Annotated in this window: 13 protein-coding genes and 2 pseudogenes; 9 read left to right on the top strand and 6 right to left on the bottom strand. The window is 66.1% G+C overall.

Annotated features, from left to right (window positions below; translation table 11 throughout):
• Positions 1-114 precede the first annotated feature (114 nt).
• Genes AC3WLF_RS22410 through AC3WLF_RS22440 form a run of 7 tightly spaced genes read left to right on the top strand, consistent with a single transcriptional unit; the run spans position 115 to position 5835 of the window.
• Complete coding sequence (locus AC3WLF_RS22410; protein WP_492319489.1) at positions 115-918, top strand: transporter substrate-binding domain-containing protein; 804 nt, start codon at positions 115-117, stop codon at positions 916-918.
• Between the two features lie 54 nt (positions 919-972).
• Complete coding sequence (locus AC3WLF_RS22415) at positions 973-1731, top strand: amino acid ABC transporter permease (protein WP_492319488.1); 759 nt, start codon at positions 973-975, stop codon at positions 1729-1731.
• A complete protein-coding gene (locus tag AC3WLF_RS22420) occupies positions 1728-2378 on the top strand; it encodes an amino acid ABC transporter permease (protein ID WP_492340418.1) in 651 nt (216 codons plus the stop codon). Before AC3WLF_RS22415 ends, AC3WLF_RS22420 begins: the two co-directional genes overlap by 4 nt.
• Complete coding sequence (locus AC3WLF_RS22425) at positions 2365-3099, top strand: amino acid ABC transporter ATP-binding protein (RefSeq protein WP_492351369.1); 735 nt, start codon at positions 2365-2367, stop codon at positions 3097-3099. Before AC3WLF_RS22420 ends, AC3WLF_RS22425 begins: the two co-directional genes overlap by 14 nt.
• Positions 3096-3884 (top strand): sugar phosphate isomerase/epimerase family protein, encoded by a 789-nt coding sequence (locus tag AC3WLF_RS22430; RefSeq protein ID WP_492319485.1) that lies wholly within the window; start codon positions 3096-3098, stop codon positions 3882-3884. The genes AC3WLF_RS22425 and AC3WLF_RS22430 overlap by 4 nt, the downstream gene beginning before the upstream one ends.
• Positions 3881-4825: a sugar kinase gene (locus AC3WLF_RS22435; RefSeq protein WP_492355978.1), complete on the top strand. Its 945-nt coding sequence runs from the start codon at positions 3881-3883 to the stop codon at positions 4823-4825. Before AC3WLF_RS22430 ends, AC3WLF_RS22435 begins: the two co-directional genes overlap by 4 nt.
• A 20-nt stretch (positions 4826-4845) precedes the next feature.
• Positions 4846-5835, top strand: a complete 990-nt coding sequence (locus AC3WLF_RS22440) for a 2-hydroxyacid dehydrogenase (RefSeq protein ID WP_492319483.1) — start codon at positions 4846-4848, stop codon at positions 5833-5835.
• A gap of 15 nt (positions 5836-5850) precedes the next feature.
• On the opposite strand, the gene AC3WLF_RS22445 is transcribed toward AC3WLF_RS22440, so the two are convergent.
• A complete protein-coding gene (locus tag AC3WLF_RS22445) occupies positions 5851-6813 on the bottom strand; it encodes a tripartite tricarboxylate transporter substrate binding protein (RefSeq protein ID WP_492319482.1) in 963 nt (320 codons plus the stop codon).
• Positions 6814-6849: 36 nt separating this feature from the next.
• Between AC3WLF_RS22445 and AC3WLF_RS22450 the strand changes: the two are divergent.
• A pseudogene (locus AC3WLF_RS22450) lies at positions 6850-7079 on the top strand (biotin carboxylase N-terminal domain-containing protein); the annotation flags it as partial.
• A 150-nt stretch (positions 7080-7229) separates the two neighbouring features.
• On the opposite strand, the gene AC3WLF_RS22455 reads toward AC3WLF_RS22450, so the two are convergent.
• From AC3WLF_RS22455 to AC3WLF_RS22475, 5 genes and pseudogenes are all read right to left on the bottom strand, one after another.
• Positions 7230-7730, bottom strand: a complete 501-nt coding sequence (locus AC3WLF_RS22455; protein ID WP_492319610.1) for a DUF6496 domain-containing protein — start codon at positions 7728-7730, stop codon at positions 7230-7232.
• 375 nt (positions 7731-8105) lie between these two features.
• On the bottom strand, positions 8106-9266 hold the full coding sequence (locus AC3WLF_RS22460) for an acyl-CoA dehydrogenase family protein (protein WP_492355977.1): 1161 nt from the start codon (positions 9264-9266) through the stop codon (positions 8106-8108).
• A gap of 26 nt (positions 9267-9292) precedes the next feature.
• The gene (locus AC3WLF_RS22465; protein WP_492319609.1) at positions 9293-10141 is read right to left on the bottom strand and encodes an HTD2 family dehydratase; all 849 of its coding nucleotides are present in this window, start codon (positions 10139-10141) and stop codon (positions 9293-9295) included.
• Positions 10142-10336: 195 nt separating this feature from the next.
• Positions 10337-10573 (bottom strand): annotated as a pseudogene (locus tag AC3WLF_RS22470) (aldolase/citrate lyase family protein); the annotation flags it as partial.
• 94 nt (positions 10574-10667) lie between these two features.
• Positions 10668-11846, bottom strand: a complete 1179-nt coding sequence (locus AC3WLF_RS22475) for a CaiB/BaiF CoA transferase family protein (protein WP_492358866.1) — start codon at positions 11844-11846, stop codon at positions 10668-10670.
• A gap of 223 nt (positions 11847-12069) precedes the next feature.
• Between AC3WLF_RS22475 and AC3WLF_RS22480 the strand changes: the two genes are divergently transcribed.
• Entirely contained in the window at positions 12070-12993 is a 924-nt protein-coding gene (locus AC3WLF_RS22480) for a LysR family transcriptional regulator (protein WP_492355976.1), read from the top strand.
• Positions 12994-12999: the final 6 nt, after the last annotated feature.

A 12999-nucleotide genomic window follows, 5' to 3' on the forward strand; every position in this document is an offset into this window, starting at 1 on the left:
CCACTGTTGGATCTCTGAAACCGGTTTCCTATAATCCTGAAACCGGTTTCAAGACGGTGCTTGCCGAAACGCTGCGACGCCAGCGACACACCCATATACGTGCAGGAGACATAAATGAACGTCCAACGCTTGTTGCGCCGCGTAGCCGCGCCCGTGCTGACTCTGCTGGTCCTGACCAGCGCCGCTTTCACCGCCCAGGCGCAGACCGTCGCCGAGATCGTCAAGAAGGGCAAGGTCACCATCGGCGTGGTGACCGGCGCCCCGCCCTTCGGCACCACGGACGCCACCGGCAAACCCGCCGGCTATGACGTCGACGTGGCCAACCTGCTCGGCAAGTACCTGGGCGTTCCGGTCGATATCGTCCCGCTCACCTCACCCAGCCGGATTCCGGCGCTGGAGGCCGGCAAGGTCGATTTCCTGGTGGCGACGCTGGCGCCGACGCCCGAGCGGGCGCGGGCCATCATGTTCAGCGCGCCCTACAGCGCGTTCGAGCTGACCATCTTTGCGCCCGTCGCCGCCAAGTACGCCAAGCTGACTGAGCTCGGGAAGAAGAAGGTCGGCGTGACGCGCGGCACCACACAGGACACCGCGCTGACCCGGCTGGCCGTGCCCGGCATGAACATCGTCCGCTTCGAGGACGATGCCACCTGCGCGCAGGCGCTGATCAGCAACCAGGTCGAAGCCATTGCCCTGCCCAATACCACCGGCAACGAGATCATGAAGGCGCGCGGCGCCGGCAAGTTCGACGCCAAGTTCGCGTTCTCGGTGCAACCCAATTCGATGGCCGTGCGCCGCGACGCCTTCGAGCTGCGCCAGTGGCTCAACACCACCATCTCCTACGTCAAGCTGAACGGCGAACTCGACGCCATTGCGCAGAAGTGGACCGGCAAGGCGCTGCCCACGCTGCAAGCGTTCTGAACCAGGCCGTCTGAGGTTGCGCGCCGGCGCCAGCCGGCGTGCCAGGAGACCCGCATGAACTACCAATTCGAATGGACCCCGGTGCTGTCGCAGCTGGACCGCTTCGCGGAAGGCGCGGCGATGACGCTGGCGCTCAGCTTCGGCTCGATCCTGCTTGGCACCGTGGTCGGCACCGCCGGCGCGATTGCCGCCGCTTTTGGCGGTCCGTGGCTGCAGCGTGCCACCAGGGCATATGTCGAAGCCATCCGCAACACGCCCTTCCTGATCCAGCTCTTCATCATCTTCTTCGGCTTGCCGACCGTGGGCCTGCAGATCGATGCCGTCACCGCCGCGGTGATCGCGATGACTGTCAACCTCGGCGCCTACTCGACGGAGATCATCCGGGCCGGCCTGCAGGCGGTTCACCGCTCGCAACTTGAGGCCGCCGCCGCGCTGGGCATGACACGCTGGCAGCTGATCCGCCACGTCGCCCTGGTGCCGGCCTTCGAGAAGGTCTATCCGGCCCTGACCAGCCAGTTCACGCTGATGATGCTGACCTCGAGCGTGGTGTCGACGATCTCGGTGGAAGAGCTGACCGCGGTCGCCAGCCAGGTCGATTCGCAGACTTTCCGCACCTTCGAGAGCTACATCCTGGTCATGTTCATCTACATCGGGCTGGCACTGCTGCTGCGCGCCATGTTCGGCCTGATCGGCAACCTGGTGTTCAAGCGGCGCCGCGTGGTGGCGCGCGCACGAAAGCTGGCCCGCACGGCCCGGATCGTGCCGCTGGCGCAAACGGAACTGACGGCAGCGGTTGCTGGGAGCGCGAAATGATCACCGAGTTCTCCTGGAATCATCTTGAAATGCTGCTGCTGGCGGCACGCTGGACGCTGTGGGTGACCTTGCTCGCCTTCGTCGGCGGCACGCTGGCCGGTTTTCTGGTGGCACTGGCGCGTACCTCCGGAAGCCCGCTGCTGCGCCTGGCCAGCACGGCCTATATCCAGGTCGTGCAAGGCACGCCGGTGCTGATCGTGCTGTTCCTGAGCTACTACGGACTCTCCGTGCTCGGGCTCAAGCTGTCGCCGATGGTCGCGGCCATGCTGGCGATGTCGATCTACGCCAGCGCCTACCTTGGCGAGATCTGGCGCGGCTGCATCGAGGCCGTGCCGCAAGGACAGTGGGAGGCCAGCGAAGCGCTTGCCCTCACCCGCTGGCAGCAGCTGCGCTACGTGGTGCTGCCGCAGGCCGTGCGGCTGGCCTTGCCGCCCACGGTCGGGTTCTCGGTCCAGCTGGTCAAGAACACCTCGATCACTTCCATCATCGGCGTCATCGAACTGACCCGCGCCGGCCAGCTGATCAACAACGCGACCTTCCAGCCCTTCGCGGTCTTCGTCGTCGTCGCACTTATCTACTTCGCGCTCTGCTTCCCGCTGTCGGCGGCAGCCCGGCGCATGGAAAGGAGGCTCCATGTCAATCGTTGAAGCACAAGGCGTGCACAAGTCGTATGGCGCCGTCGAAGTCCTGAAGGGCGTTTCGTTTGCGATCGAGCCGGGCCAGGTGGTCGCCATCATCGGCCGCAGCGGCTCCGGCAAGAGCACCATGCTGCGTTGCCTGAACGGCCTGGAGACGATCAACGCCGGCAATATCACCGTCGCCGGACACAAGCTGGATCACGACCGCAAGCGCCTGCTCGACCTGCGCCGCGACGTGGGCATGGTGTTCCAGAGCTACAACTTGTTTCCGCACCTGACCGTGGGCGAGAACATCGCGCTGGCGCCGTCCATCGTGAAGAAGATGGCAGCCGGCAAGATCGACGGCATCGTCGACCAGGTGCTGACCCAGGTCGGCCTGCTCGACAAGAAGGACTGCTACCCCGAGCAGCTCTCGGGCGGCCAGCAGCAGCGCGTGGCCATCGCCCGTTCGCTGGCGATGGAGCCCAAGGTAATGCTGTTCGACGAGGTCACCTCCGCGCTCGACCCCGAGCTGACGGCGGAAGTGCTTCGGGTCATGGAGAACCTGGCCGCCTCCGGCATGACCATGGTGCTGGTCACGCATGAAATGGAGTTCGCGCGCCGCATGGCGCATACCACCATCTTCATGCACCAGGGCAAGGTCCACGAGGCGGGGCCATCGAAGGCGCTATTCGCGCAGCCGCGGACACCGGAACTGCTGCAATTCCTCGGCGCGGGAGCACTGAAATGAGCCAGTGGCAAGCAGATGGTGCTTCGCGCCCGCCGGTGCTGATCTCGTTGACAGCCTATGGCGCCGACCTCGCCCTGCGCGACGGACAGGCCGCGCTGGCGCGGATTGCCGCGGCAGCCGGCGCGGACGGCGTGGAATTCCGCGGCGAACTCCAGCGCGGGCACAAGGATGAAGTCATTGAACAGCGCGAGGTCGCGCGGCAGCATGGGCTGAGCGTGGTCTGGTCCAGCCCGGAAGGCCTCTGGAGCGAAGCCGGCAGCCTCGATGCCGCCGCGCTCGACCGTGCCTTCACGACCGCGCTGGCGCTCGGTGCGACCCGGGTCAAGATGTCGCTTGGCGGCTATCGGCAAGGCACGGCACTGGAAGCACTGCTTCCCTGGCTGCGGCACGATGGCATCGAACTCGTCGTGGAAAACGACCAGACCGCCCAGGCCGGCACCGTGCCGCCGCTGCGCGATTTCTTCGCGCGTATCATGGCGCTCGGCGAGAACGTGCCGATGACCTTCGACATGGGCAACTGGCACTGGACCGGCGAAGACCCGCTCGACGCCGCGCAGGTCTTCGGCGCCGGCGTCGGCTACGTGCACTGCAAAGGCGTGCAGCGCACGCCCGCCAAATGGATCGCGGTGCCGCTGGACCAGTCGGCGGCACCCTGGCGCAGCGTCTTGCGCCGCCTGCCCACGCACGTTGCGCGTGCGATCGAATTCCCCCTGCAAGGCGAAGACCTGGTGCAGGTCACGCGCCATCATGTCGAACTGCTGCGCTCGGTGGAGGTCCCCGCATGAGCACCGATCTTGACGTGGTCACGCTGGGCGAGGCGATGCTGATGCTGGTCGCCGGCGAAGCCGGGCCGCTCGAAGGCGCACAGACCTTCCACAAGCGCACCGCCGGTGCCGAGACCAACGTGGCCATCGGCCTGTCGCGCCTGGGCCTGAAGGTCGGATGGGCCAGCCGCCTGGGCGACGACTCGATGGCCCGCTACCTGCTCGGTGAAATGCAGCGCGAAGGCGTGGATTGCAGCCAGGTGGTGTGCGAGCCCGGTGAGCGCACCGGTTTCCAGTTCAAGGGCCGGGTCGACGACGGCAGCGATCCGCCCGTCGAATACCACCGCCGCGGCTCGGCGGCCAGCCGCATGAACCCGGAGCACCTGGACGGCAGGTGGCTGCGGCGCTCGCGGCACCTGCACGTCACCGGCGTGTTCCCCGCGCTGGCCGCAGGCACGCAGGCTGCCACGCGCCAGGCCATCGCCACCATGCAGGCCGCCGGCCGCACGATCTCTTTCGATCCCAACCTGCGGCCCACGCTGTGGGCCTCGCCCGAGTTGATGCGGGAGACGCTGAACGACCTGGCGCAGCAGTGCGACTGGGTGCTGCCCGGCATCGAAGAGGGCCACTTCCTCACCGGCCACGCCGAGCCGGAACGCATTGCCGCCTTCTACCGCGCGCGCGGCGCCAGGCTGGTGGTGGTGAAGCTGGGCGCCGACGGCGCCTACTTCGATGGCGAGGCCGGCACCGGCCATGTCGAGGCATTCAGCGTCGAGCGTGTCGTCGACACCGTTGGCGCCGGCGATGGCTTTGCCGTGGGCGTGATCAGCGCGCTGCTGGAGGGCCGCCCGGTGGCCGATGCCGTCCGGCGCGGCGCCTGGATCGGCGCCCGCGCGGTGCAGGTGCGCGGCGATACCGAAGGCCTGCCGACCCATGCCCAGCTGGCGGCCGCCATGTTGTGATGCCACTGCAAGGATTACCCATGCGCAAGAATGTCCTGGTGTTCCGCCCGATTCCTGACGACCTGCTCGCCAGGATCGAGTCGGAACACGATGTGATCGTGGCCGACCCGCGCCAGCCGGCACAACGGCCTGCCTTCCGCGCCGCGCTGGCCAACGCCCACGGCCTGATCGGCTCCAGCGTGAAGCTGAGCGCGGCGGAACTGGCCGAAGCGGGCCAGTTGGAGGTGATCTCGAGTATTTCGGTGGGGGTCGACAACTACGACCTCCCCTGCCTGCACCGGCGCGGCATCACCCTGTGCCACACGCCCGGCGTACTCACCGAGACCACCGCCGACACCGTCTTCGCGCTCATCATGGCCACGAGCCGTCGGCTGGTCGAACTGGCGGCCCACGTGAGCGAAGGCCGCTGGACTGCCAATATCGGTGAAAACCTGTTCGGCTGGGACGTGCACGGCAAGATCCTGGCGATCCTGGGCTTCGGGCGCATCGGCCAGGCCGTGGCACGCCGCGCGGCGCTCGGCTTCGGCATGGAGGTGCTCTATGTCAACGAGACCGCAGCGGAACCGTCCGACCTGGCGGGACGCGCAGCCCGCACGGAACTCGACAATGCCTTGCGGCGCGCCGATATCGTCGCCGTCACGCTGCCCCTGACCGACAGCACGCGCGGCCTGATGGGCCGCCGCGAGTTCGCGCTGATGAAGCCGGGCGCCATCTTCGTCAACGGCGCGCGCGGCCAGATCGTGCAGGAAGACGCGCTGCTTGCGGCGCTCGACAGCGGCCACCTGCGCGCCGCCGGGCTGGACGTCTTCGCCACCGAGCCCCTGCCGCAGGATTCACCGCTGCGCAGCCATCCCAGGGTGACGGCCCTGCCCCATATCGGCTCGGCCACGCATGAGACCCGGCGCGCCATGGCCGAACTCGCCACGCGCAACCTGCTGGACGCGCTCGCCGGGCGGCAGCCCGCCGCGCGCTTCGACCTCGCGGCCTTCGCCGCCCGGGCAGCCGCCTGATGCGGACGCGCTGCCTCACTTGCGCAGGTTGGTCCTGGCAACCAGTGCCTTCATCACCGCGTTGTCTGCCGCGATCATCGCCTTGAAGGTCACGGCGTCGGCATAGGCAATCCCAAGGTTCTGCCGGCCCAGCGCCGCCACGAAGACAGGATCCGCCACCGCCTTGCGGCTGGCGGCCGCAAGGGTTTCGAGCACTTCAGATGGCGTGCCTTTGGGCGCGGCCAGTCCGCGCCATGTGCCGATCGAGAGATCGATACCGCGCTCACGCAGCGTCGGAACGTTCTCGAAGCCCCTGACCCGCTGTCCGGCCATCACCGCGAGCGTCTTCACCTTGCCTGCGGCCACATAGGCCGATACTTCGGCGGGACTGACGGCCACCGCGTCGATATGCCCGCCCATCAACGCCACCAGGGCCGGCGCCGCACCGGAGAACGGCACATGATTGAACCTGACGTGCGCCTTGTCCTCCAGCGCCGTCGCCGCCAGGTGCCAGATCGAGCCCGGGCCGGAGTTCCCGACCTGCACCTCCCCCGGGTGCGCCTTGGCGAATTCCAGGAACGCCTCGATGGTGCTCCAGCGCGAGTCGGCCTTGACCGTGATCGCGGACGGATCGGCATTCAGGCGCGCGATCGGCACCAGCGCGGCGGCGTCGAGGGTGGTCGGCCCGAGATGCGGGACGATCACGGCTTCGGCGATGATGATGCCAAGCTTGTAGCCATCGGGCTTGGCGCGGGCCACTTCCGTCATGCCGATTGCGCCGCTGGCACCCGGCTTGTTCACCACGGTCAGCGGCTGCGGCAGATACTTTCGCATGGCTTCGCTGAAGGCCCGCGCAACCGTGTCGGTACCACCGCCAGCCGTGCTTGGCACCACGAGTTCGACAGGATGATCCGGGTAGGGCGCCGCGGACGCCTGGCCGACGGCAGCAAGTGAGGCCAGCAGGGCGGCCATGGGAAACAGCTTGCGGGGCAATTGCATCTGTGGCTCTCAATTCAGGGGGGCGAAGAAGCTTATTCCGCGGGGGAAGCCTCGGACACACGACGTGAAAGACCATCGCATCCCGGGTATGGGTTCTTGTCCGAGAGCGCCCCGATTTTGCCGAAGCCGTTGGAAGGGACGGGTTGGTATGCATCGGGCCTACGGCGGCTTCGATCCGGCGCGTAGGCGACAAGGTCAGCGCCAAACGCGCCATGATCGAAGCCGGTGTCCCCGGCGTTCCGCGCTCCGAGGGCGCACTGGCAGATTCTACGCCAGCCCCTGGCCGAAGAGACCTACTCGCTGCTCGACCGCACAGTGAGAGTGGGTGGCTTACCTCCGTGTCGGTTCAGTGCGGTGAACGCCGGAGAGCGCCGCGTGCCAGGCGCGCAGCTTGCCGACAGCGGTACGCTGGTTGGCTAACGCGCTGACTCCTTCTTTGCCGCACGCGTGCGAGCGGCCTTGCGGGCCGCTTCGGAGCGACCGGCAGCACCCTTGGTGCTCGCCGCCTTCTTCGCCGCAGCCGAGCGATCGGTCGCGGTGCGCTTGCTTGCCGCGCTCTTGGCCTGGGCGGACAGCGCCTTGGGAGAAGCGCCGGCGGTGCTCTCGCGCTTGAGTGCCTTGAGCGCTGCCTCGGAGCGCTTGGCCGTGCTTTCTGAACTCGCGCGGCGCGGCGCAGCCTTGGCGGCGGCGGACTTGGTTTCCGCCTTGGTCGCGCCCTTCTTCGGCGGCACATCGACGCCGGCGCGGCGCGCCTCCGATAAGCCGATCGCTATGGCCTGCTTGGCCGAGCGCACGCCGTGCTTACCCTTGCGCACGGCTTCAATCTCGTCACGAACGAAATGGCCGGCCTGGGTGGTCGGCGACTTGCCTGCTCTCTTGTCTGCCCTGGCTTGGGCTATGCTCGATGCCCTTGGCATGGTCGTCTCCATGACAGCCGCGGTCATCCGGCACGGGCCATGGCAGATGCAATGTCCGCGGCGGCTGTTCAGGGCCCGCCATCTGCCGGCGGGTAAAAAAATCCCACGCAAATGTCGTTCCAGGCGTGCAACTGGCGCGCCACCAGCACTCATAGAGGCGACGGTTGTACTGCCGCGTGCGAAATCTGCGCACCTTGGGCCAAATCTACCCTGCGAGACGCGGTCTACACCAGGCAACGCGGCCCCTGGAACTCGACTTCGTGCCATCCCTGGCCCTCACCCACCGCTCTCCCGCAAGCGGGAAAGGGAGCACACAATCGGTAATGCGGACTCCGTGAGGGGTCATGAGAGGCCAGAGGCCACTGAAGCAAACCCTCAGAACGACCGCGGCATCCCCAGGATATGCTCGCCGACGTAGGAAAGAATCAGGTTGGTCGAAATCGGCGCCACCTGGTAGAGCCGGGTCTCGCGGAACTTGCGCTCGACGTCGTACTCCGCCGCGAAGCCAAAGCCGCCGTGATATTGCAGGCAGGCGTTGGCCGCTTCCCACGACGCGTCCGCGGCCAGCAGCTTCGCCATATTGGCTTCGGCGCCGCAGGGCTGGTGCGCGTCGAACAGCTTCGCGGCCTTGAACCGCATCAGGTTGGCCGCTTCCACGTTGACGAAGGCCCTGGCGATAGGGAACTGCACGCCCTGGTTCTGGCCGATCGGCCGGCCGAAGACGATGCGCTCGTTGACGTACTTGGTCACCTTGTCGATAAACCAGTAGCCGTCGCCGATGCACTCGGCGGCGATCAGGGTGCGTTCGGCGTTGAGGCCATCCAGGATGTATTTGAAGCCCTTGCCTTCCTCGCCGATCAGGTTCTCCGCCGGAATCTCCAGGTTGTCGAAGAACAGCTCATTGGTCTCGTGGTTGACCATGTTGATGATGGGCTGCACCGTCAGCCCCTTGCCGAAGGCCTCGCGCAGGTCCACCAGGAAGATCGACATGCCTTCGGACTTCTTCTTGCACTCGGCCAGCGGCGTGGTGCGGGCCAGCAGGATCATCAGGTCCGAATGCTGGACGCGCGAGATCCACACCTTCTGGCCGTTCACGACATACTTGTCGCCCTTGCGCACGGCAGTGGTCTTGATTTTGGTAGTGTCAGTGCCGGTGGTCGGCTCGGTCACCGCCATCGATTGCAGGCGCAGTTCGCCGCTGGCGATCTTGGGCAGGTACAGCTTCTTCTGTTCGGTGGAACCGTGGCGCAGCAGCGTGCCCATGTTGTACATCTGGCCGTGGCAGGCGCCAGAGTTGCCGCCGGCACGATTGATTTCTTCCATGATGACGGACGCCTGGGTCAGGCCCAGGCCCGAGCCGCCATACTCCTCCGGGATCAGCGCGGCCAACCAGCCGGCCTGGGTCAGCGCGTTAACGAATTCCTCGGGATAGCCCCGCACTTCGTCAACCTTTCGGAAGTACTCCGACGAGAACTGGCCGCACAGGTCGCGCACGGCTTCACGGATTTCCTGGTATTCATCGATTCTGTTCTGCACAGCCTTGTCTCCAACAACTTTTGGGGTTAGTTCAGTTCAGCCGTCGCGCTCATCGCGAGGGCGCCGTCTTCATGGCGGATCCACAGCTCGACGGTCTTGCCGTCCTCGCTGCGCTTGCCACAGACAAAAATGCGCTGGGGCACGAAGGTCGGCCGCACGCCTCGGAACGAGAAGCTCTTGACCACTGCATCCGGCAGGTTCTTGCGCACCAGTTCGAGCAGCAGCATCGCCTGCAGCGGACCGTGGACGATCAGGTCCGGGTAGTGCTCGACCGCGGTCACGTACTGCTTGTCGTAATGGATGCGATGGCCGTTGAAGGTCAGCGCGGAAAAGCGGAACAGCAGCACCGGGTCGGTCGCCACCTCGTGCACCCATTCTTCGCCCGTCGGCGCCGGCACCGGTTCCGGTGTGGGCGCGTTCGGCGATGCGTTCTCGCGGTAGACGATGTCGTGTTCTTCGGTAACCGCGAGTCCGTTGCCGCCGTAGTACTGGTGCTCGACCGTCACAAAGGCGAGCGAGCCGCTGCGTCCGGATTTGGCACTGACATCGAGGATGCGCGACACCTTGGAGGCGGCATCGCCGATACGCAGCGGCTGGTGGAACCACAGACGGCCGCCAGCCCACATGCGGCGCGGCAGCGGCACTGGCGGCAGGAAGCCGCCGCGGCTGGCGTGGCCATCGGAACCGATCTCGGATTGCCGGTGCAGCGGCAGGAAATAGAGCCAGTGCCAGAGCGGTGCAATGGCATCGCCGCGTACGGGCGCCGGGGCATCGTAGTCGAGCGTCGCCGCGAGTGCCTTGACGGGAAACGCTGTCACCTCGTCCTGGCTTTCGGTCGTCTTCCCAACCCATTCCTTCAACTTCACAACGTCCATCACGTCTCTCTGTGGTCTGATTGCCTGACGTCCACTATGCACGGTGCCGCCGCTGCTTCCAATTCGAAAGTTCGGAACGAGCCATTCGCTTCGACAGAAAGCATTGGGGGCCTGCCGCATTTCCGAATGCAGTGTTCGGTGCCTCAACCGGCCTGCTTCAGCAGGTCCGCAGCACGCGCGATCACGGAGGCAGGCGCGCATGTCATCCTCGAACCAGCGCGTCTGCGTGGCGTTGATGCGGACCAGGCCGGTGCCGCCGGCGTCCAGGTAGTCCGCCAGCAGTTGCCTGGCGCGGTCCTTGTCACTCTCGGACACGGCATCCTCCAGGTCCAGGATGACGCGATCGGCGCCCGCTGCGTGGGCCTTGGCAAAGCGCTCCGGCCGGTTGGCGGGAACGAAGAGGCAGGAACGGGCGATGGCGGTGGTGGTCATGGGAGCACTGTCTGGCAGATGGGCGAGCGCCTCCTCCGGCCCTCAGGTGACCGCGAAGAGGCGGAACAGGAACGGCCGCGGTCCGGCCGGGGGATCAGATGGCGCCTTCGGTACGCAGGCGCGACACGTCGTCGGCGGTGTAGCCGAGTTCGCGCAGGAGGCCTTCGCTGTGTTCGCCCAGGGCCGGGATCGCGTCCATGCGCGGCTCGAAGGCATTCGGCAGGCCGGGCGGCAACAGTGCGGGAATCACGCCCACGGGTGAGCTGACCGACGTCCACCGCTCGCGTGCCTTGAGCTGCGGGTGGTTCCAGACATCGCGCATATCGTTCATGCGGGCGTTGGCGATCTGGGCGCGCTCCAGGCTAGCGACCACCTGGTCGATGGTCAGTGCGGAGAAGACGTCGGTGATGATCTGCGTCAGCGCCTCGCGGCTCCTGGCGCGCAGGGAGTTGGTGACGAAGCGCGCGTCGGTGGCGAGCTCCGGCCGTTCCAGCACGACCCGGCAGAAGGCCTCCCACTCGCGCTCGTTCTGCAGGCCGAGGATGATGGTCTTGCCGTCGAAGGCCGTGAACGGGCCATAGGGGAAGATGGTCGCGTGCGAGGCGCCGGCGCGCGGCGGCGGCGTGGCGCCGTCGAAGGCGTAGTAAAGGGGGTAGCTCATCCACTCGACCATGCTTTCCAGCATCGATACGTCGATATGGGCGCCCTTGCCCGTCTTGCCGCGCTGCAGCAGCGCCGCCAGGATATTGGTGTACGCATACATGCCGGCGGCAATATCCGCGATCGAGCAGCCTGCCTTGGACGGGCTCTCCGGCGTGCCGGTGATGGAGACGAAGCCGGACTCCGCCTGGATCAGCAGGTCATAGGCCTTCTTGTCCCGGTAGGGGCCGTCGTTGCCATAGCCGGAGATATCGCAGACGACGATGCCCGGGTAGCGCTGCGACAGCGCTTCGTAGGACAGGCCCAGCCGGTCGGCGGCGCCCGGTGCCAGGTTCTGCACCAGCACGTCCGCCTTGTCGAGGATCTTCTGCAGGATGGCCGGCGCTTGCTGGTGTTTCAGGTCCAGCGCCAGGCTTTCCTTGGAGCGGTTGGTCCAGGCGAAGTGCGATGACATGCCATCCACCCGCTCGTCATAGCCGCGGGCAAAGTCGCCGACCCTGGGCCGCTCGACCTTGATCACGCGCGCGCCCAGGTCGGCGAGCTGGCGGGTACAGAACGGCGCAGCGATTGCATGCTCCAGGGAAACCACGGTAATGCCATCGAGGGGACGCATAGCAGCCTTTTCGGGGAAGATTGCGGTCGAACTGCCATGGCGGCAACGAACGACGGGAATTCTGTCGGCGATGCAATTCGCCTCTGAGCAAGTCTCGCAGCGACGCAGGCTTGGGTAAATCTCGTTTTCTCGAAGCAGCCGTTCGTCTGCGCCGAAAACACTGAAGACTTGCTGGTTTGCGACATATCTGACGCCTTGGTAAAGTTCAGCGGAAGGAGCACTTATGCATTTTGACTTTGCCGACCTGAGGCTGTTTGCACGCATCGCCGAGGAGGAAAACCTGTCGCGTGGGGCGCGCAAGGCATTTCTCTCGCCCGCCGCAGCGAGCGCGCGGCTCAAGGCGCTGGAGGACCAGCTAGGCACCCGTCTCTTCTATCGGGAAAGCAAGGGCCTTGCCCTGACCCCTGCCGGCGAGCGCCTGCTGCGGCATACCCGGGTGATCGAGCGCCAGTTCGAGCATGTCAAGAGCGAGTTCGAGGAATACGCCAAGGACTCGGTCGGTCATATCCGCATCTTCGCGAACACCACTGCGGTGACGGAGTTCATGCCGGAGGTGCTGGCGCGCTTTATGTCAGAGCGCCCCGCCGTCACCGTCGACCTGCAGGAACGCCTGACGCGGGATATCATCCGCGGCGTGCTGGACGGCAGCGCGGACCTTGGCATCATCTCCGGACCGGTGACCTCGAAAGGTCTGGAGGTCATCCATTTCAGTACCGACAAGCTGGTCCTGGCCACACCGGTCGGCCATCCGCTGACGCAGAAGCCGAACCTCGCTTTTGAAGACACGCTCGACTACGAGCATGTCAGCCTGCATGAAGGCAGCACCCTGCATGCCTTTCTTACCGAGCTGGTCCGCGACCAGCGGCGCAAGCTGCAGATCCGCATCCAGATCCGCAGCTTTGAAGCGATGTGCCGGATGATCGAGGCAGGCGTCGGCATTGGCGTGGTGCCGTTATCGGCCGCGTTGCGCCACCGGCAGACGATGAAAATCGAGATCATCGAGCTGCACGAACCGTGGGCGATCCGGGAGCGGGCGGTGATCGTGCGGGAACTGGAAGGGCTGCCGGGGTGCGCGAAGGCGTTGATCGATGAACTGATCGAGGTGGCGCAGGCAGCGGGCGGGAGCCCTGACAACGCGCTGTCATAATGCGTT

Source organism: Cupriavidus sp. FW306-01-F10A, assembly GCF_058782785.1.